The 20337-nt window shown below is 69.6% G+C and carries 16 protein-coding genes; 7 read left to right on the top strand and 9 right to left on the bottom strand.

Features of this window, described 5'->3' with window-relative positions; translation table 11 throughout:
* Nucleotides 1–31 precede the first annotated feature (31 nt).
* From PV646_RS00935 to PV646_RS00925, 3 genes are all read left to right on the top strand, one after another.
* Nucleotides 32–559 (top strand): DUF4232 domain-containing protein, encoded by a 528-nt coding sequence (locus tag PV646_RS00935; RefSeq protein WP_500339534.1) that lies wholly within the window; start codon nucleotides 32–34, stop codon nucleotides 557–559.
* A 62-nt stretch (nucleotides 560–621) separates the two neighbouring features.
* Nucleotides 622–1230, top strand: coding sequence for a LysE family translocator (locus tag PV646_RS00930; RefSeq protein ID WP_500339533.1), 609 nt, complete (start codon nucleotides 622–624; stop codon nucleotides 1228–1230).
* Between the two features lie 19 nt (nucleotides 1231–1249).
* Nucleotides 1250–1858 (top strand): LysE family translocator, encoded by a 609-nt coding sequence (locus PV646_RS00925; protein ID WP_500339532.1) that lies wholly within the window; start codon nucleotides 1250–1252, stop codon nucleotides 1856–1858.
* Here the strand turns inward: PV646_RS00925 and PV646_RS00920 are convergent.
* The 4 genes from PV646_RS00920 to PV646_RS00905 all read right to left on the bottom strand — a co-directional run bounded on the left by PV646_RS00920 (nucleotide 1855) and on the right by PV646_RS00905 (nucleotide 8897).
* Nucleotides 1855–4002 carry an ATP-binding protein gene (locus PV646_RS00920; protein WP_500339531.1) on the bottom strand — a complete coding sequence of 716 codons (2148 nt, stop codon included), beginning with the start codon at nucleotides 4000–4002 and terminating at the stop codon, nucleotides 1855–1857. The two genes, PV646_RS00925 and PV646_RS00920, sit on opposite strands and share 4 nt — an antisense overlap.
* 119 nt (nucleotides 4003–4121) lie before the next feature.
* Complete coding sequence (locus PV646_RS00915; RefSeq protein WP_500339530.1) at nucleotides 4122–6572, bottom strand: bifunctional lysylphosphatidylglycerol flippase/synthetase MprF; 2451 nt, start codon at nucleotides 6570–6572, stop codon at nucleotides 4122–4124.
* Complete coding sequence (locus PV646_RS00910; RefSeq protein ID WP_500339529.1) at nucleotides 6569–7867, bottom strand: alpha/beta hydrolase; 1299 nt, start codon at nucleotides 7865–7867, stop codon at nucleotides 6569–6571. The genes PV646_RS00915 and PV646_RS00910 overlap by 4 nt, the downstream gene beginning before the upstream one ends.
* A gap of 91 nt (nucleotides 7868–7958) precedes the next feature.
* Entirely contained in the window at nucleotides 7959–8897 is a 939-nt protein-coding gene (locus tag PV646_RS00905; RefSeq protein ID WP_500339528.1) for a maleylacetate reductase, read from the bottom strand.
* Between the two features lie 101 nt (nucleotides 8898–8998).
* On the opposite strand from PV646_RS00905, the gene PV646_RS00900 reads away from it, so the two are divergent.
* Nucleotides 8999–10849: a Xaa-Pro dipeptidyl-peptidase gene (locus tag PV646_RS00900; protein WP_500339527.1), complete on the top strand. Its 1851-nt coding sequence runs from the start codon at nucleotides 8999–9001 to the stop codon at nucleotides 10847–10849.
* 39 nt (nucleotides 10850–10888) lie between these two features.
* Nucleotides 10889–12865, top strand: a complete 1977-nt coding sequence (recQ, locus tag PV646_RS00895; protein ID WP_500339526.1) for a DNA helicase RecQ — start codon at nucleotides 10889–10891, stop codon at nucleotides 12863–12865.
* 9 nt (nucleotides 12866–12874) lie between these two features.
* On the opposite strand, the gene PV646_RS00890 is transcribed toward recQ, so the two are convergent.
* The 5 genes from PV646_RS00890 to PV646_RS00870 all read right to left on the bottom strand — a co-directional run bounded on the left by PV646_RS00890 (nucleotide 12875) and on the right by PV646_RS00870 (nucleotide 18492).
* On the bottom strand, nucleotides 12875–13573 hold the full coding sequence (locus tag PV646_RS00890; RefSeq protein ID WP_500339525.1) for a hypothetical protein: 699 nt from the start codon (nucleotides 13571–13573) through the stop codon (nucleotides 12875–12877).
* Nucleotides 13574–13625: 52 nt separating this feature from the next.
* Entirely contained in the window at nucleotides 13626–15662 is a 2037-nt protein-coding gene (locus PV646_RS00885; RefSeq protein ID WP_500339524.1) for an NACHT domain-containing protein, read from the bottom strand.
* 125 nt (nucleotides 15663–15787) lie between these two features.
* Complete coding sequence (locus PV646_RS00880) at nucleotides 15788–15982, bottom strand: antitoxin (RefSeq protein WP_090067680.1); 195 nt, start codon at nucleotides 15980–15982, stop codon at nucleotides 15788–15790.
* A gap of 54 nt (nucleotides 15983–16036) precedes the next feature.
* On the bottom strand, nucleotides 16037–17812 hold the full coding sequence (locus PV646_RS00875) for an FtsX-like permease family protein (RefSeq protein ID WP_500339523.1): 1776 nt from the start codon (nucleotides 17810–17812) through the stop codon (nucleotides 16037–16039).
* Nucleotides 17809–18492 carry an ABC transporter ATP-binding protein gene (locus PV646_RS00870; RefSeq protein WP_500339522.1) on the bottom strand — a complete coding sequence of 228 codons (684 nt, stop codon included), beginning with the start codon at nucleotides 18490–18492 and terminating at the stop codon, nucleotides 17809–17811. The genes PV646_RS00875 and PV646_RS00870 overlap by 4 nt, the downstream gene beginning before the upstream one ends.
* 108 nt (nucleotides 18493–18600) lie before the next feature.
* On the opposite strand from PV646_RS00870, the gene PV646_RS00865 reads away from it, so the two are divergent.
* Nucleotides 18601–19674, top strand: coding sequence for a sensor histidine kinase (locus PV646_RS00865; RefSeq protein ID WP_500339521.1), 1074 nt, complete (start codon nucleotides 18601–18603; stop codon nucleotides 19672–19674).
* Nucleotides 19629–20297, top strand: coding sequence for a response regulator (locus tag PV646_RS00860; RefSeq protein ID WP_500339520.1), 669 nt, complete (start codon nucleotides 19629–19631; stop codon nucleotides 20295–20297). The genes PV646_RS00865 and PV646_RS00860 overlap by 46 nt, the downstream gene beginning before the upstream one ends.
* Nucleotides 20298–20337 lie beyond the last annotated feature (40 nt).

Here is a 20337-nt window from a genome sequence, read left to right as displayed (position 1 = left end):
AAGATCCACGACCTGTGGCACCATCGGCCACATGGGATCTGGGGGCAGAATTCTCGTCATGGTCGCCGTGCTCGCCGGCTTGGTCGCGAGCGCAACAGGTTCGCAGGCGGCGGAAGAGCCGTTGTGCGACAACGGTTTGCGCTTCACCACGGGCGGAACGGGCGCGGCGACGGGGCTGCGCGTGATGTCGGTGAGGGTGACCAACTGCGGCAGCGAACCGTTGCAGCTCAACGGTTATCCGCAGGTGAAGGTGCTCGACGCGCAGCATGGGCAGTTGGACATCGCTGTCCTCGAAGGGTCTGGTGGCATCGCGGCGGTCGAAGGGTTCGACGACGCGCCGCAGCCGATCACCGTGCTGCCGGGGGAGACCGCGAAGAGCGCGTTCGTGTGGCGGAACACGCACGCGTCGGCCGATCCGCCGTTGGTCGGCAAGCACGTCGACATCGCGGCCGTGCCGGGCGACGCTTGGCGGCCGCTGGTGGCGACGTCGCCGGAGAGCGGCATTCTCATCGACCTCGGCAGCACCGGACGCATCGGCGTGCGGGCCTGGTACCGCTAGCCGAACGTGTCAGGCGTGTTAAATCTTCTGGTGGCGCTGGCTTTCCGTGTTCTCATGGCGTCATGTCGACCACCGCGCTCCTGAGCTTCACGTTCGTCGCGCTGCTCACGGTCGTCACGCCGGGCCTGGAGACGTTGCTGGTGCTGCGGACGGCCTTGCTGGTCGGCCGCCGCACCGCGATGGGCGTCGTGGTGGGCAGCACGCTGGGGTGTCTGGTGTGGGCGGCCGCGGGACTTGTGGGGCTGACGGCGTTGTTGCAGGCGTCCGAACTGGCCTACGACATCGTCCGCTGGCTCGGCGCGGGCTACCTGGTCTACCTGGGTGTCACCGCGTTGTGGAAGTCGAGGCGGCCGGTCGAGATCGACGAACCCGCACCGGTGCCGTCGGTGCGCGCGGCCGTCCGGGTCGGGCTGCTCACGAACCTGCTCAACCCCAAGCCGGGTGTCTTCTACATCTCGTTGCTGCCGCAGTTCCTGCCGGTCGGCCAGCCCGCGTGGGGCGCGGTGCTCGTGGCCGTCCACCTCGGCATCGGGCTGGTGTGGTTCCCGATCCTGATCACGGCGGCCGGCCGGGCCCGTGCTTTCCTGCTGCGGCAACGGCTTCTGCTGGACCGGCTGTCCGCTTCGGCGCTGATCGCGTTCGGCTTGAAAACGGCGGCGGACGCGCGCTGACGTGTGATGTGATGTGCGCATGCCGACCGCCGCACTCCTGAGCTTCTCGCTCGTCGCGCTGCTCACCGTCCTCACGCCCGGCCTGGACACGGTGATGGTGTTGCGCACGGCGTTGCTGAGCGGCAAGCGCGCGGCGATGGGCGTGGTCCTCGGCATCACGCTCGGGTGTCTGGTGTGGGCGGTGGCGAGCCTCGCTGGCCTCACCGCGTTGTTGCAGGCGTCCGAACTGGCCTACGACGTCGTTCGCTGGCTCGGCGCCGGGTACCTGATCTACCTGGGCGTCAAGGCGTTGTGGCTCTCGCGCAAGGCGGTGTCGCTCGAAGACTCACGTCCGGTTCCGGGCGCCGGGGCGTCGTTGCGCGTGGGGCTGTTGACGAACCTGCTGAACCCCAAGGTCGGCGTCTTCTACCTGTCGCTGCTGCCGCAGTTCATGCCCGCCGGTGAACCCGCGTGGGGTGCGGTGCTCGTCGCGATCCACCTCGGGCTCGGCCTGGTGTGGCTGCCGGTCCTGATCGTGGTGGCCGGGCACGCACGGGCGTTCCTGTTGCGCCAGCGGGCTTTGCTGGACCGGCTGACGGCGTCCGTGTTCGTCGCGCTGGGACTGAAGCTGGCGTTCGAGGCGCGTTAACGCTCGCCGGAGGCCGTGCGGTGCCAGGCCGCGAGCGCGCCCCTGCTCGGCAGGCCGAGCTTCACCCGGATGTTGACCACGTGGCGGTCCGCGGTGCGCGGTGAGATGTACAGCCGTGCCCCGATCTGCTTCGACGTGTACCCCTCCGCGACCAGTCCGGCGATGGTGAACTCCTGCCGGGTCAGGCCGCCGGGCAGCAGCGGCCTCGCCGGCCGGCGTTCGGAATCCGGCACCGGTTCGAGCGCGAACGCCATCGCCTGCTCGGGCCGCAGGTCCGCACCGAGCGTCGTGATCACCTGGTAGTCGTCGCCGAGCGAGCGGCGGACGGTCCGGTCGGCGCGGTCCAGCAGCCGGTGGAACGGGCTCATGCCGCCGAACGAGATCCGCGAGATCCGTTCCTGCGACCGCAGCGCGCCGAGCAGCCGTGCCGCGCGGTCCAGGGCCCCGAGTTCGGCGCACGTGCAGGCGAGCAGCCACAGGCTGAACGGGGCACTCCACGTGTCGCCGAGCTTCAGCTGGATCCGCAACGCCTCGATCACCAGCGGATGCACCTGCGCCGGGTCGCCGTGCAGCAGTTCGTAGAGGCCGCGATGCCACAGTCCCCAGGCGTGCGACCAGCTCACGCCGTTGCTCTCCGCCTGCCTGGCCAACGCCGTCGTGGCCTTGTCGGCGGCCTCGGCGTCGAGCAGGAAACACGTGGCCATCGCGTGCATCAGTTCGGCGATGTAGGTGTCGCCCGGAGACGCGCACTGACGACACTGTTCGACGATGTGCGCGTACAAGGGCACGCAGTCCGGTGAGCCCTCGACGAAGAAGAGATGCGTGGCCTCGGCAAGAACGAGGTGCTCGTCGGTGATCGGTAACCGCGGTAACGCGCGTGCCTCGGACATCAGCAGGAACGCTGCTGCCGCGTCGCCACGCACCTGCGCCATGTACGCGCCGTGTGCCAGCAACGACGTCCGCAGCGGCGCCTCGGTGATCACCTCGCGAGCGGCCGCGAGCAGGTCCGACGCCTGCCCGAGCATCCCCGCGAACGACGTGAAGCGCGCCCGCTGCACGTTCATCGCCACGGCGGCGCCGGTCGCGGCGAGTTCAGGAGTCCGCAGCGCGTACCCGGCGGCAGCGCGGACGTTCGGCCACTCCTCCCACAACCTGCCCATCCACAACGCTTCGTCCGGCGAGAACCACGAGTCGGCGGCCTCGTTCACGAACTCGCTGTAGTGCACGGCATAGCGGCGCGACGGGTCGTCCGCGTCGCCCAGCAGCCGCGCCCCGAACTGGGAGACGGTGTCCAGCAGCCGATAACGCGTCTCACCGGTGATCGGGCTCGTCGTCGTCGACACGATCGACTTGAGAGCCAACGCGGACAACGGTTTCAGCACGTCCGCGTCCGCCACGGCCTCGGCGGCGGCGAGGCCGAAGTCCGCCGGGAACACCGACAGCCGCGCCCACAGCCGCCGTTCCTCGTCCGTGCACCGCCGCGCCGCCCACTCGAGCACCTGCTCCAGCGTGGCGGGCTCGGGCTGGTGCGGCACCTCGTCCGCGGGCGCCGCGGCCAGCAGTTCGATCGCGAGCGGCAACCGTTCGACGGCCCGGCACAGCGCGGCGTCGGTCGATCCGGCCGCCTCTGCCCGATCCAGGAACAGCTCCACGGCCTCGTCCACGCTCAGCGGACCCACCGGTGACTGCTGCTCGCCGTAGACGCCGAGTGGTTCCCGCGAGGTCGCGAGGATCGTCAGCCCCTCGCAGTCGCGCAGCAGGTGGTGCACGAGGTGCCGGACCGCCTCCAGCAGGTGCTCGCAGCCGTCCAGGACGAGCAGCAAGTGCTTGTCGTGCAACGACTCCATGAGCCTGCCGAGCCCGGCCTCCGGCGAGTTGTCGACGATCCGGAGCTCGGAGGTGACGGTGCGGACCAGCGCAGCCGGGTCCTTCAGGTCCGCGAGCCGCACCCGCCACGCGCCGTGCTGGAACGCGTCCGCCAGCGCGCGCCCGGTCTCCACGGCGATCCGGGACTTGCCCGCGCCGCCAGGGCCCGTGAGCGTGACCAGGCGGGAGCGCCGCAGGAGTGCCTCGGTGTCCGCGAGCACCCCGGCGCGGCCGATGAACGTCGTGGTCTGGGCAGGCAGAGTGCCCCGCACGGTCATCGGCGCATCCTCGCCTAGTAGCGTGGGAGTGTGATGACGAGCATCACCTCACCACCCTTTCGGTCTAGCGGCGTGACCCAGAAGGTGGTGGGTGGTGCGCGGTGCGAGACTCCGGACCGCTAGCGAGTTCCGCCCTGCGTGGTCACGCGCTCGCGCGTCCGGATGATCATCTTGCTCGCGAGCTTGAGCCCCTGACGCGCGTTGAGGTGCGGCAGGTACGCGCGGCTCACCGCGTTCGCGATGCGCGGCAGTGCCGCCGAGTCCGGGTACACCATGAACATCGGCTGGTACGTCGGCTGGAACTTCGCCTTGAACGCGAACAGCGAGCGGAACCCGTACACCGGCTCCAGCACCTGCCCGGTGAAGTCCAGGACGCGCTGCAACGCCCGCGGTCGTTCACCGCGGTCGAGCCGGGCGAGCGGTGCCCCGGACAGGCTCAGGAACCGCGCTCCCTCGGCCTGCAGCTGTTGTGCCGCCGAGGCGATCAGGAACTCCATCGAGCCGCGGAAGCCGTGCGAACGGCGGCGCATGAAGTCGAGCGTCCACCCGACGACCTCGCCGCCCTCGTACACGGGCAGCCAGCTCGTGATGCCGTGCACCGTCCGGTCCTCGTCCACCGCCAGCAGGCAGCGGACCCCGTCACCGGTCAGTTCCTCCAGGCCTCCCAGAGTGAAACCCATCTCGGGCAGCCCTTTGTCCGCCACCCACTCCGCCGAGATCGACCGGATCTGGTCCGTGATCGCGTACGGCGCGTCGGCGTAGGTGCACCACTCGGCGGTGATCCCGGCCTTGGCGGCCTTGTTGAACGCCGTGCGCACGTCCTGCCACTTCTTGCCGGTGAAGCTCAGCTGGTCGAGCTCGATCATCGTGTCCTCGGCGACCTGCACCGCGGACCAGCCGAGCCCCTCCACCGCGGCGCGCGTCTCCGCGCCCACGCTGTAGAGGCACGGCGTCCAGCCGTTCTGCGCGCAGAACTCCGCGAACCCGCGCACGGCGTCCACCCGCGCCGGGCCGATCGGATCGCCGACCGTCAGCGCGATGGTCGCCACCACGCGGTACGCGATGGCCGTCTCGCCGTCCGGCGTGAACCAGTACTGGTTGCCGCGCCACGTCGTCATGTACGACAACGACGAACCGCCGTGGCGCCGCATCAGCTCGCGGGCGTGCGCAGCCGACTCCTCGCACGAGGACGGCCACGTCCGCCACGACGCCATCAGCAGCCCGGCCAGCACGATCAGCCAGAACACCACGCCCGTGTACTCGATCAGCAGCGTGCCGACGAACCCCTCGGCCGAGAACCGCAACGGCACCAGGTCGAGGTAGCCGGGCGGCAGGAACCGCGTCGGCAGGTCCGCGAGCAGCGCACCGAACCCCGGCTCCGGCGTGAACTGGTCGCGGACCAGGTACCCGCCGAAGACGTACAGCGCCGACAGCGACGCGACGCTGATCGCCGTGAACCGCCAGAACTTCACGACGGCACGCCGAGGCAGACGCACGTCGAAATGCCCGCGCGTCAGCAACAGCACCACGATGATCGCGAGCGGCGCCAGCATCGGCACACCGAACGAGACCGACAGTTCCAGCACGCTCGCGTCCGGGAACTGCGCGACGTACACGACGTACGAACCGATGAACGCCGCGAAAGCCACGTTGAACACGAGCGCCGCCCGCCACGCGAACCGCCGCCCGCGCCGCAGCCCTTCCGCCAGCACCAGCAACAGCAACGCCGGCAGCAACGACATCACGAGCGCGGGGAACCGCCCGTACGACAGCTGGACCACCATCGTCCGGCACAGCTCGACCGCGTCCGAGGAGCACATCGCGTCGACGTCCTCCTGCGACGGCTGGGCGACCGCCACGACGTCGGCGAACCACCACAGCGGCCCGTTCGGGTACGGCGACATCATCGACACCACCGGCCCGAGCGCCGAAGCCGCGAGCAGCAGCGCCACCAGCACCCGCGTCTCCTGCAGCGAACGCGCCTTGTGCACCGGCCCGCTCTTGAGGAGCAACGCTCCGATCAGCAACCCGGCCACGCCACCGGACAGTCGGAGCAGGTCTTCCAGCCAACCCGAGTACAGGGTGAGGACCAGCACCGACAAGATCATCATCAGCCGGACGCGACGCCTCCACAGGGGCGGCATCCGGAACGTCAGCGCGAGCACCAGGCCCACGCCGCCGGTCGACGGCCCCGCCGCCACCTCGCCCACGAGCGACTCGAGCCAGCCCCAGTGCAGGTCACGGCCGATCATCACCAGTCCGAGCCCGAGGAACGAGCCGACCACGTGCGAGGCCAGGAAGATCCCCGCGGTCCTCAGCGCGCCGAACGTGCGTTCCGCGAGCGGCCCGGCCACGAGCAGCAGCACGGTGGTCGCGGCGTACCCCAGCAGGTCCATCGACCACAGCGCCGAGGTGAGGACCGTCCACCACGGACTGCCGGTGCCGAACCCGGTGCGCGCGAGCAGGTCGTCGCTCGCACCGCCGATCGCCCCGGTCAGCGCTCCGGCCGTCCAGAAGGCGATCAGGAACGAGCACGTCAGCGGTGCGGTGCGGAACAGCCGGGCGGTCATCTGCCCAGCCCTGTTCGCTGCGCGAGCCACGGCAGCGACCCGAAGAGGCCCTCCCGGGCCATGTTCCAGTCGTGGCTGTGCGGCAGTTCTTTCCACTGCACGTCCATTCCGGCCTTGCGGCACGCCTCGAACAACTCGGCGTCCGCGTTGCGGTAAGCGGCGTCGTCGCGTCCGGCGACGACCACGCCTGCGGTCTGCGGGAAACGCTGGCGCGTGAGGACGTCCATCGGGTTGACCCGGTGGAACGCGGCCTCGTCGCCGCCGAAAGCCGTCTGCACCGTCTCCTGCCGCGTGCCCAGGGTGGGCTCGTGCTGAGGGGCGAGGGCGATGAAGTTGCCGTACACGTCCGGCGCGCGCACGGCCAGTTGCAACGAGCACGTGGCACCTTGTGAGAAGCCCGAGATGGTCCACGCCTCACGGCGTTCGTCGACGCTCAGCCGTTGCTTGATCCACGCGGGCACGTCGCGTGCCAGGTACGTCTCGACCTGCCCCAGCTTCGAGTCGAAGCACACCGGGTTCGCGGTGGACGTGCCGAGTTGGTCGACCACCACGACGATCGGCGCGATCCCGTCGTGCTGCCGTGCGTACGCGTCCAGGTTGTCGAGGAGGCGGCCACCGTCGAACCAGTCGCGCGGACTGCCCGGCTGGCCCGCCATCAGCACGATGACGGGCAGTTTCGGGCGCGGGGTCGTGTTGTACGCGGGAGGCAGGTAGATCCACGCCGGCCGCGCCTTGAACGCGCCGGGGATCTCCGACTCGGAGACCGTGCCCTTGTCCGGCAGGTCCACGGGCCGCTTCCAGACGTCGGCGAGCGTCTTGCCGGCGGGCACGTCGACGAACGCGGAGGGCGGGGGAGCGGCGGCGTTCAGGTCGACGTGGTCGTTGCGGAACACGTCCAGCACCGCGCGCGTGGTGGGGTACTGCGCGAAGTGGGCGTTCGTGGCGACCGCCGCGCTCATCGTCACGCCCAGAGCGAGGAGCACACCGAACACCCGGCCGTACCATCGACCTGAGCGCAGCCTGACGGCCGCGAGCGTCAGGGCGACGAGGGCCGCGCCCAGCCAGACCACCAGGATCGTCGGCAAGGGCTCCGGCCACGGCTTCCACACGTGGTCGATGAGCAGCACCAGCCCGGTCACCACGAGCGCGCACGCGAGCACGGCGATCGGCAGCACGCGGACCCACCAGGTCCGGTTCTTCCGGATCGCCAGGTACGTGAGAGCGAGTGCGGCCGCCACTGTCGCGGCCGTGGGGATCGGTCCGTTTATCAGAGACAGATCCAACGGGCTGAGCATGCCTCCGATGCTTCAGGAAGTCTTCAGGAAGCACATCGGAGGTTCGTCTGAGTTCAGAGCCGTGAACATCAGCCTTAAGAATGACAACCCATCAGTCGGATGATGCGTCGCGCCAGGCGTTCGTGAGCACCCGCAGCGCGTCCGGGTGCTCGGCGATCTCCGCGGCACGGTACAAATCGGACTCCGCCATCCCCAGTTCGCGCAACGAGGTCGCCGCGCCGAATCGCGTGGCCGTGTCGTGGATCCGCCGGGTCAGGTCGGCGGGCGCGGTGTGGGGGAGCAACGCGGTGTGGGTGGCGGCATGCGGCAATCCGAACGTACCGCCCAGAACGTGCGCGAGCTTGTGGTGCAGTCCCATGGGGACGGACGCGAGGCAGGTGCCGGCGAGCCACGCCGAGGACAGCAGAGCGGTTCGGTTGTCCACAGTGGAGGGATTTCCGCTCAAAGCGTGCAAAACGCCCTCGATCGCCTTGGTCGCGATGGCGTCGATCAAGGGGTTCTCGTTGCCGCGCGCTGCGACCGCGTGCGCGAGAGAGTTGAGCGCGCTCGTCACCGTGACGTCGAGCGGCAGGTCCAGCGTGAGGTCGACGTCGTAGATCACCGTGTCCGGCTGGATCGCCGGGTCGCGCCGCGTCTTCTTCAGCCCTGACGACGTCTCGCCGAGCACCTGGGTGACCTCGGAACCCGCGTAGGTCGTCGGGACGATGATCTGCGGTACGTCCGCACGCACCGAGAGCGCTTTCGACAACCCCGTGCTCGACCCGCCGCCGACTGACACGATGCAGTCCGCTCCGTGTTCGCGTAACGACGCGAGCGCGCGCTCCGTGACCTCGACCGGCGTGTGCATGGCCGCGCCGGTGAACCGGGTGGCGAGCAGCGAGCCGAGTTCGGCCGCCACCCTGTCGCCGCCGTGCCGGGCGATCAGCAGCACCCGCGTCGCACCGAGCCGCTCGGCCTCCGCGCGCACGGAGGTGACGGTGCCGCGGCCGAAGACGACGCGGGTGCGGCCGGGTTCGAAGGTGAAGCTCACGAGTGACGAATATTCGTGAGAGAACCGCACGGCGCAACAGCAGAGGGTCAAGCCTTTCGGCTCTGACGGGGCGACTTCGTCACTCCTTAGCGTGAATCTTCATGAAGCGTGTTCGTGTTGTAGTGGCGTTAGCAGGGGCCCTGACCCTGACGCCAATCCCTGCCACAGCGGCGACACCAGCGTTCAGCCTGTCCGGCGGTGTGACCGCGCCGATCCACTCGATGGCCGACGCGGTCCGCGAGACGGTGTACGTCGACTCCGGGCTCGACCTCGACGGCGACGGCACCCGCGACCGGGTGGCGGCCGACGTCATCAGGCCGTCCACGACCGGGCGCGTGCCCGTGATCATGGACGCCAGTCCCTACTACCAGAGCGCCGGGCGCGGCAACGAGAGCGAGGTCAAGACCTACGACTCCGCCGGGGTGCCGGTCAAGTTCCCGCTCTTCTACGACAACTACTTCGTCCCGCGCGGCTACGCCGTCGTGCTGGTCGACTTCCTCGGCTCCAACCGCTCGCGCGGCTGCGTCGACGTGGGCGGTCAGTCGGAGATCGCCTCCGGCACCGCCGTCATCGACTGGCTGAACGGCCGGCGCACCGGTTACTCGACCCTGACCGGCTCCGCCACCAAGTCGGCCTCCTGGTCGACCGGTGCCGTCGGCATGATCGGCAAGTCGTGGGACGGCTCGATCGCGAACGGCGTCGCGTCGACCGGCATCGACGGGCTGAAGACCATCGTGCCGATCGCGGCCATCAGCTCCTGGTACGACTGGTTCCGCTCGGACGGCGTCGCGTACCCCGGCTACAGCTCGCCGACCGGGCTCGGGTCGCAGTTCGAGAACTCCAACGCGCGCTCGCGGTGTGGTGCCGTGCGCTCGCAGATGACGAACGGTTCTCCCGCCAACGGCGACTACACGTCGATGTGGCAGACACGGGACTTCGTGCGCAACGCGTCGAAGGTGAAGGCTTCGATCTTCGCGATCCACGGTCTGAACGACCTCAACGTGAAGACGCTGCAGTACGGGCAGTTCTGGGACGCGGTGCCCTCGACGGTCCCGAAGAAGCTGTGGTTCTCGCAGACCGCGCACGTCGACCCGTTCGACTTCCGGCGCAGCGAGTGGGTCCCGACGCTGCACCGGTGGTTCGACCGCTGGCTGCTCAACGTCCAGAACGGCATCGAGAACGAAGCGCAGGTGTCGGCGGAACGCGCGCCCAACCAGTGGGCGGACGACCAGACGTGGCCGCCTGCCGGCACCGTCAGCACCGTGCTGCGTCCTTCTTCTTCGGGACTCGGCACGACGCCAGGCACCGGCACGTCGGCGTTCACCGACAACGGCAGCGGCACGCCGACGAACTGGCTCTCCGGCTCGAACACCGGCAGGGCGATCTACTCGACGGCCCCGCTGACCTCGGACCTGCGCGTCGCGGGTACGTCCTCGATCACGGTGGGGGTGTCGTCGTCCACGCCGACCGCGCACCTCACGGCGTACCTGGTCGACTACGGACCGGCGACGGTGCGGACCGGCGAGGGCATCCGGACCCTGACCACGGAGTCGTGCTGGGGCGAGAGCCGTACGGGCGATGACGCCTGTTACCGCAACACGGAGGCGACGACGGGCAACGTGGACGCGCAGATCATCGCCCGTGGCTGGGCGGATCTCGCGAACTACCAGTCTCTCTCGACGCCGCGCACGATCACGCCGGGGACCAAGTACCGGATGACGTTCCGACTGTCCACAACGGACCATCTCCTCAAGGCGGGGCACCGGCTCGGCCTGGTGATCGGTGGTACCGACTCGACCGCGATCGTGCGGCCGAGCCAGCTGCCGAGGCTGACCGTCGACCTGGCGGACACGTCGGTGCGGATCCCGCTGAAGGGCTCGGTGCCGGCCGCGTCGTCCGCCCCGCTGGTCGCCGGCAGCGTTTCCGCTGGTACGAAGAGCGAGCTGGGCTAGCACTCCGGACTGTCGGTGCTGCTCGCTAGCATCGGCGCCATGGGTTCAACCGAGCACGGAGACGCGCTGCAGGTCCTGCAGCGCGTCTTCGGGTACCCCGAGTTCCGCGGCGACCAGGCCGCCATCGTCGAGCACGTGATCGCGGGTGGCGACGCGCTCGTGCTCATGCCGACCGGCGGTGGCAAGTCCCTGTGTTATCAGGTGCCCGCCCTGGTGCGGCCCGGCACGGGCGTGGTGATCTCCCCGCTCATCGCGCTGATGCAGGACCAGGTGGACGCGCTGCGTGCCCTCGGCGTGCGCGCGGGCTTCCTGAACTCGTCGCTGTCGTGGGACGAACGGCGGATGGTCGAGGCCGAGTTCGTCAACGGCGAGCTCGACCTGCTCTACCTGGCGCCGGAGCGGCTGACGTCCGAGGCGACGCTGCGCCTGCTGGAGCAGGGTGAGATCGCGCTGTTCGCGATCGACGAGGCGCACTGCGTCTCCCAGTGGGGCCACGACTTCCGGCCCGACTACCTCTCGCTCACGCACCTGCACGAACGCTGGCCGAAGGTGCCGCGCATCGCGCTCACCGCCACGGCCACGGAGGCGACCCGCAAGGAGATCCTCACACGCCTGGAGCTGGGCGAGGGGCGTCAGTTCGTCTCCAGCTTCGACCGGCCGAACATCCAGTACCGCATCGTCGGCAAGAAGGAGCCGAAGAAGCAGCTGCTGGACCTGCTGCGCGGTGAGCACCCCGGCGACGCGGGCATCGTCTACTGCCTGTCCCGCGCGTCGGTGGAGAAGACGGCGGAGTTCCTGGTGGCGAACGGGATCCCCGCGCTGCCTTACCACGCGGGTCTCGACGGGTCGGTCCGCCAGCGCAACCAGGCCCGGTTCCTGCGCGAGGACGGGCTGGTCATGGTCGCGACCATCGCGTTCGGCATGGGCATCGACAAGCCGGACGTCCGCTTCGTCGCCCACCTCGACCTGCCGAAGTCGGTCGAGGGCTACTACCAGGAGACGGGGCGCGCGGGCCGCGACGGCCTCCCGTCCACCGCCTGGCTCGCCTACGGCCTGCAGGACGTGGTGCAGCAGCGCAAGATGATCGAGTCGTCGGAAGGCGATCTGGCGTTCCGCCGCCGGTCGCAGGCGCACCTCGACGCGATGCTCGCCCTCTGCGAGACGGTCTCGTGCCGCCGCACCAGGCTGCTGGAGTACTTCAACGAGTCCGGCGTCCCGTGCGGCAACTGCGACACCTGCCTGAGCCCGCCCGAGTCGTGGGACGGCACGGTGGCCGCGCAGAAGGTCCTCTCCACGGTCTACCGCCTGCGCAAGGAGCGGAACCAGAAGTTCGGGGCCGGGCAGGCCATCGACATCCTGCTGGGCCGCAAGACCGCCAAGGTCATCCAGTTCGACCACGACCAGCTCAGCACGTTCGGCATCGGCGAGGACCTGGCCGAGGGCGAGTGGCGCGGCGTGGTCCGCCAGTTGCTCGCGCAGGGCCTGCTGGCCGTCGAGGGCGAGTACTCGACACTGGTGCTCACCGAGGCGAGCGCCGAGGTTCTCGGCCGCAAGCGCGAAGTGAAGATGCGCAAGGACCCGACGCCCGTCCGCTCGACGACGCGCACGGCGTCCTCCTTGTCCGGCGCGGCCAAGGTGAAGGTCGACCTCCCGGCCGACGCGGGCCCGCTCTTCGAGGCGTTGCGCGAGTGGCGTGCCACCCAGGCCCGTGAGCAGGGCATGCCCGCTTATGTGATCTTCCACGACGCCACGCTGAAGTCCATCGCGGCGTCACGGCCCGGTTCGCTCGCGGCTCTGGGCGCGGTCAGCGGTGTCGGCCAGGCCAAGCTCACGAAGTACGGCGAGCAGATCCTGGAGGTGGTGGCGGCCGGCGGTCCCGCAGCGGCACCGGTCCCCGCGGAGGCCCCCAGGCCGAAGTCCAGGACGACGAACACAGGTGGCGCGGCCTGGGGTTCGGGCGCGGCGGCAGAGGAGTGGCCGGAGCCGGAGGAGCCGGACGAGCCGATGGACTGGTGACCGGCTCGGTCAGGTCACCATCTCGATCTGGGCGCGCTTGATCAGGTTCTTGCCGGACTCTCCGAGGAACTCGAAGGCGGCGCTGTTCAGCACGACGCAGCCCGTCCCGACGCCGACGATCGGGACGGTCATCTGCTTCCCGTTGTCCAGGTTGGTCACCCGCACCGAGGTCCCGATCGGAAGCTGCGCCGAGAACGCGCCGGGCGCCCCGCCGACGGCCGACAACCCGACGGTCGCACCGTCGCAGACGACCTGACCGACTGTGCCGGAAGCCCGCACCCGTGCCGTGGAGGTGCGGGTGGTGGTCGTCGGCGCCGGTGCGTTCCCGACGATCTCCACCCGGATGCGCTTGAGAACGCTGTCCACTCCGCCTTCACCGGTGTCGGCGGACCACAGCGAATCGAGCGCCGCGGTGTTCAGCACCGCGCAACCGGTCGACTTCCCGGTCACGGTCACGGTGATCACCCGTCCGTTCCCGGGATTGGTGACGCGCAACAAGGTGCCGACCGGGAACTTGTCCGACAGCACGGTCGCCGGCCCCTTGGCGTTCGTCGTCTTCACCTGCTGCCCGCCGCACACCTCTTTGCCCGCGACCCCCGGCTGCGACGAGGAGGCACCGGATCCGGCGAGAGCGAAGGCCGTACCCCCGATGGCCGCGACGACCGAAAAAACCCCGGCGGCCGCGATCCAGCCCTTCGACCAGCGCATGCACAACACCCGACCTTTCTGTCAGGCCGTACGGCCCGCAGAACGGGAAGGTTCAACGGCGCGTGGCCCGGACCAGCGCCGTCGGGTCGCACGACGCGAGGTGATCGCGCAGTGCGACGTGCGCGAAACGGTACTCACCGTCCACTCGGGTGAGCAGCAGCCGGTCCTGCGCGAGGTGGAGCAAAGCCTTGCGGCGGAACGACAACTCGCCCAGCGACAGGGGGCGCGTCACCGCCTCGGCGGCGACTTCGGCGAGCGCGTCGAACGGCCACACGTAGTCGCGGGCGGCGGTGGGTGTCACCAGCAAACCCAGTGCCACTCCCAGTGCCGTGCCCCAGGAGCCGAGCGAGCCGATCCCACCCAGCAGACCGACCGTGCCGAGGACCGGGACGACCGGCTGCACCCACCACGGGCGTCCTTGTCGCATGCGTTGCTGTTGTCCCGGACGCACCGTGCGCCACACACGTCCCACGGCGGCAGCGAAAATTCCGCCCGCCACGCCTGCTGAGAAGCCGACCCCCATGCCCGTCAGCACCGCGTAGGGACCGGTCCAGATCATCGAGACGCCGGGGGTGGCGGCGATCAGCAACGCCCACGGCACGGGTGCGTCACCCGGTATGAAGCCCAACGCCAAGAAGAACGACGCCACCACTACGAACACGTACGCGACGGCGTACGGCCACGGCGTACCGATGTCGCCCAGCCACAAACCCGCGAGCCCGACCAGCAGTCCCGCGAACACACCGGCCAGGAATCCCAGCACGGCAGTCACGATGCCGTGCGCGCGTCCAGGCGGGTGGAAGACGCGGGGCAGTTTGTTCACGAGCACGAGCAAAGAAGAAGCGGCGACCACGAACATCGCGGCAGGCCACAACCCGAGGCGCAGACCCGTCATGAACGCCACGGCACACACACCACCTGCATAGGCCGCAGGCACCGCGCGCACGAACAGCAACCACAGAGGACGTGTCGGCAGCAGCGGAAGCCACGCACGGCGGTGAGGCATGTGCACGGGTGCGCCGAGGTCAGGCCGCCCCAACCGTGCGAGGAACTTCAACGCGCGAATGGTGGGCCCTGCGCCGCGTTGGCCGGAAAGCCGTTCTACGACGAAGGAGCCCACGAAGTCGGTGCCGATCGTGTCGACCTGCTTGTCGAGATGCGTCAGCGCCAGCAGGTTCAACGCCAGTGGCGAGTCCAGCCGCTCCCAGATCTCCGGGGTCAGGGCTGATTCCAGGCTGTCGAGCCGAGGGCTGACCGACGCGATGTACTCGAGGACCTGACCGCGTGACAACGGCTCGACGACCACCGACGGCAGGTTCTCGATCGGTCCTGTCGAGGCCACGACCGACGCGAACGGCGCGAGTTCGGACTCGCAGTGCGCGCGGTCGACGCGCGGCACCTCGTCCAGGCCGTCGATGAGCACGGCCACCCGCTCGCGGCGAAGCCAGATCGTGCCGGCCGAGCGGCTGATGCCGTAGCGGCGGTTCATCTCGCGCAGGAGCCAGGCGGTGAACTCGGTCGGCTTGCGCGCGCCGTACGCCCGCCACGTCGCCAGGTCCACGACGACCGGGATCGGTGCCTCCGGATCGTTGCGTGCCCTTTCGACCAGTGCCAGGCACAGTTCGCGCAGCAACGTCGACCGCCCGCTGCCGACCGGTCCGATCAGGACCATGGTCTGGCCGAGGCGGTCGTAGACGGCCTCCAGGTCCGTCGAGGAGACCTCTTCACCCTCGACCCGCACGGACAGCCGGGGCTGCTTGAGGACACCCAGCTTGATCTGCGTCTGGGCCGCCAGCGAGGCGGCGATCAGCGATTTCACCCGCGACTCGACCCGCGCGAGGGCAGCGGTGCGGTTGCTGGTCTCGTGGCCCCGGAAGCGTTCCCAGATCGCGAGACCGACCGCGACGAGCACCATCGCGCCCACCGCGGGCCACAACCACCGGCCGAACTCGCCGATGAACCCCGGCACGGCCCCGCCGGTGCTGACGCTGATGGCGGCCGGGAGCAGAAGTACGACGGTGACCAGGCACAACGCGGCCAAAGCGGTCAGCCGTGCCGCCCTCGTCACCCCGCTCGGATCCACCTTCACCTCCGCGATCCCGGCGAACGACGGTAACCGTGTCGCCGGGATCGCGGAAGTGAATCCGAGCAGGCGTAACCCACACGCGAACCAGTCGCCTGTGCCGCCTCAGGAACCCACTCTGAGTAGGTCTCCTACTGCTGTTGCTGGCCGCCGAAGTTGCGAAGGCCTTCCTTGAGCTTGTCCTCGCCCTTGTCGATGTGCTCGCTGTGCTTGCCGCCGGTCTTGTCGTCGGCGAACTGCCCCGCGCGCTCGACACCGTCGTCGACCTTGTCACCGTGCTGGCCGACCAGGTCCTTGGCCTTGTTCTTCAACTCGTCGAATCCCATAGCTGTATTACCTCCCTATGGAGTTCGGGTACCCCGTCTCGGATCCGGCACACCTCACTGGATCGAGTGAAGTGCCGCCACCGGGCTCACCCGAGCCGCGCGACGGGCGGGCAGCAGTCCCGCGCCCGCGGTGAGTGCGGTCAGGACGAGCACGACCACGCCGACCGACCCGAAAGGCACCTGCAGGGGCCACTCGATGCCGAGGGAGATGATCGCGAGCCACGCGTAGGGGATGCCGATGGCGAGCCCCGTCATCGCGCCGACGATCCCGTACAGGCCGGCCTCGGCCAGGACCAGGCGGCCGAGCTCCCGGCGGGTCAGGCCGATCGCGCGCAGCAGACCGGACTCACGAGTCCGTTCGAGCACCGACAACGCCGTGGTCGAGCCCACGCCCACGACGGCGATCAGGACCGTGAGGAACAGCAGTCCCACCGCGACCGCGACCAGCGACGTGAACCAGTTCTCCTGCGCCCGGCGGTGGTCCGCGAGCGACTCGACCTCGAACCCCGCCGGCACGCTTTCCTTGGCGCCGTTGGCGAGCACACCGACCGGCTCGCCCTCCACATCGGACGAGTGCAGCAACGCGCTGCCGAGCGGCACCCCGCCGAACAACGTCGCCGCCACGGTCATCGGCACGCCGTTCACGTCCGCCCGGGATCCGGCGGTCAGGCCGAGCCTGCTCGCGGTGGCGGTCGACAGGACGATCTTGCGTGGCCCCATCTCGTCGAGAGCGCCGGCGTCGACCTGGAAGTCCGTGAGGTCGCGGAGCTTGGTCATGTCGAGGTCGGTGCCGCGCATGGTGAGCGTGCCGTTGATCGTGATCTCGGTGCGGCGGTAGGGAAGCACGTTCGTGAGCCCGGTGGCTTCCAACGCCTCGGCGCCGACCGGCCCGGTGATCTCCAGATCGGCCGGGTAGGCGCTCGCCATCTCGGCCTTCCCGAGCCCCTGCAGGGTGTTCGCGCCCGTCAGCGTCGCGATGACGAGGCTGACCCCCAGCGCGACCACCGCGGTGACCGAGGCGGCTCGGCGGGGTGCGCCACCGACACCGCTCACCGCCAGCGTCCCGATGGTGCTGCGCCGCAACGGAAGTCCGACCAACCGCAGCACCGGTGCGATGAGCGCGGGCCCGAGCGTGATCAACGCACCGAACGCCAGCGCACCGCTGATGGTCGTGCGCAGCAGCAGGTCTTCGGTCATCCCGCTCGGCCGTTGTTCGGTGGCAAGGCCGTCGACCACGACAAGGACCAGCAACGCACCCGCACCCGTGACCATCAGGAGCCCGAGCATCCAGCGCGCCCGGCCGATCCGGCTCTGGGCGTCCTGCACGGCCGAGGTGCGCAGTGCCTCCAGCGGCGAGACCTTGGCCGCGGACCAGGCGGGTGCCAGCACGGCGAGCGTCGTCAGCACGAACGACCCGAACACCACGACCAGCGCGGGGGTGAGCGGGAACCCCGGCGCCACCAGCCCCGCCAGCGGCACGAGCTGTCCGGCGCCCGCCGCCAGCGCGACCCCGGCGACCGAGGCCAGCAACCCGGTCAGCGCTCCCTCGACGACCAACTCCCGCGCCAGCCGTCCCCGTGTGGCGCCCACGGCCCGCAGCAACGCGAGCTCCCGCATCCGCTGCGCGAACACGATCCGGAAGGTCGACGTCGAGACCAGCGCCGCCACGATCATCGCGACCGTGACGAACGCTCCGAGCAGCGCGAACACCTCGACCAGGCGAGCGGCTCCGACCGTCAGAGAGCGCTCGGTGATGTCCTTGGCGAGCACGGTCGAGTAGGCGAAGAACGCCGCGATCGTGATCGACAGGACGGGCAGGAACCTCCTCATGCGGCGACCGCCTGAACGACCCGGCCGTCGGCCATGTGCACCACGGCGTCGGCATAAGAGGCGGCCCTGTCGTCGTGCGTGACCATCACGATCGTCTGGCCGTACTCGCGCACGGCTTGTCGAAGCAGGTTGAGCACATCAGAGGACGATCGCGAGTCCAGGTTCCCAGTCGGCTCATCAGCGAAAATCACCTCGGGACGCGTGACCAGCGCACGAGCCAACGCCACGCGCTGCTGCTGCCCGCCGGACATCTCCGAGGGCCGGTGTGACAGCCGTGACGACAGCGCCAGCTCCTCCACGAGCCGCGAGAACCAGGCCTTGTCCACCCGCCGCCCTGCCAGGGTCAACGGCAGCAGGACGTTCTGCTCGGCCGTCAGCGTCGGCAGCAGGTTGAACGCCTGGAACACGAACCCGACGCGGTCCCGGCGCACCTTCGTCAGCGCGGTGTCCGACAGCCTGGTCAGGTCCTTCCCGCCGAGCAGCGCCGCGCCGGACGTGGCCGTGTCGAGGCCCGCCAGGCAGTGCATGAGCGTCGACTTGCCGGAGCCGGACGGCCCCATGATCGCGCTGAAGGCGGCCGGCCGGAACCCGGCCGTCACCCCGTCGAGTGCTCGAACCGCGGTGTCGCCGGAGCCGTACACCTTCACGAGGTCGACGGCGGCGGAAGCGAAGTTGTTCACATGGCCAGCAAAGTCCGCGACGGAGGCGAAAACCTCGGTCCTGCGCACGGTCCGCCTCTGTCTTTCGGCCGATCTGCGGACCGCGTCCGACTGCATAGGGTCATGGCCATGCTCTGGAGGTTCGGCGCGATCGCCGCTCTGCTCGCTGCGGCGTTCGTGGACTTCTACTACGGCCTGTTCAGGTCCCCGGGCCTCTACCCGTGGACCGGCTGGGCCGCGCTCGCGTGCGTCGTGCTGCCCGCGCTCGCCTGGTTGCGTCCGCACCGGGCGCTGACCGCCCTCGCTGCCACCGCGAGCATCACGCTGACCCTCGTCACCCCGGTCGACAAGGAGTTCGGCCTGGCAGAGTCACTGGCGCTCGCCGGCGTGCTGGCCGTCACGACCAGCCGCGCGAGGTCGTGGCGGGACGCGCCGTTGCTCGCCTGGGTCGTGATCGCGCTGGTCACCCAGCCGTACGAGTACCCGCTGGGCAGCACCGACCTGGCCATGATGATGGCCCTGCTGGTCGTCGCCACAGGAGTGGTCGCGGGCGTCGGCTACCTGCGCCTGCTGGGCAACGCCAGGGAGAAGCAGGTCATGGCTGTGAAGGCCGAGCAGAAGGCCGAGTTCGCCCGCGACCTGCACGACTTCGTCGGCCACCACATCACCGGCATGGTCGTGCTCGCCCAGGGCGCCGGCCGGATCGTCGAACGCAACCCCGCGCAGGCCAAACAGGCCCTGGACCGCATCGAGGAGGCCGGCGGCGAGGCCATGGCCGCGATGCGCCGCATGATCGGCATGCTCCGCGACGACGCCCCGGTGGCACCGGTCGCGGGCATCGTCGACATCGAGCCGTTGGTCGCCGCCGAGCCGCGAGCCACCCTGGAGATCCACGGCGACACCGGCACGCTGCCGCTCGAGGTGGCCAGCTCGGTCCACCGCGTCGTCATGGAGTCGTTGACCAACATCAGGAAGCACGCCCAGGAAGCGACCACAGTGGACGTTCAGATCCAGACCACACCCGACTGGGTGACGGTCAAGGTCTCCAACGACGGCAAGTCCGCTAGACAGGGCAACGGTTTCGGGCTCGTCGGACTCACCGAACGCGTGCAGGCGCTCGGTGGCAGGATCAAGGCGGGGCCGGGCATCGACGGCGGATGGGTCGTCGACGCCGCGCTCCCAACAGGAAGGGCGACCGCGTGATCAGGGTTCTCGTCGCGGACGACCAGGCGATGGTGCGCACGGGGTTCGGCATGATTCTAGGTGCCGAGACCGACATCGAGGTCGTGGCGGAAGCGCAGGACGGCGTCGAGGCCGTCGCGGAAGCACGCCGCACCAAGCCGGACGTCGCGTTGATGGACATCCGCATGCCGCGCATGGACGGACTCGAAGCGCTCAAACAGATCGCGAACGACGTCAACGTGGTGGTGTGCACGACGTTCGACCACGACGAGTACGTGCACACAGCGCTGAAGAACGGCGCGTGCGGGTTCTTGTTGAAGGACGCCGGTCCGAACCTGCTCGTGGAAGCGGTTCGTGCGGCCGTCACGGGTGATGCGCTCATCAGCCCGTCGATCACCGTCAGGTTGTTGCAGCACATGAACACGCCTGAGCCGCGACAGCCGCACAAGCTCTCCTCACGAGAGCTCGACGTCGTGAAGCTCGCCGCCGTGGGCAAGACGAACGCCGAGATCGCCCAAGAGCTGTTCATCTCCCTCGGCACGGTGAAGACGCACCTGGCGAGCGTCCAGACCAAACTGGACGCCCGCAACCGCGTCGAGATCGCCGCCTGGGCCTGGGAAACCAGGCTCGTCGGCCAAAAGTAGGACCCACAACCGGTCTTGCGGCAGAAGTCCCGCCCCGCGC

It is taken from the genome of Streptomyces sp. ID05-26A (genome assembly GCF_033794685.1).
Taxonomy (GTDB): Bacteria; Actinomycetota; Actinomycetes; order Mycobacteriales; family Pseudonocardiaceae; genus Lentzea.
This window is presented reverse-complemented; position numbering and strand designations above follow the sequence as displayed.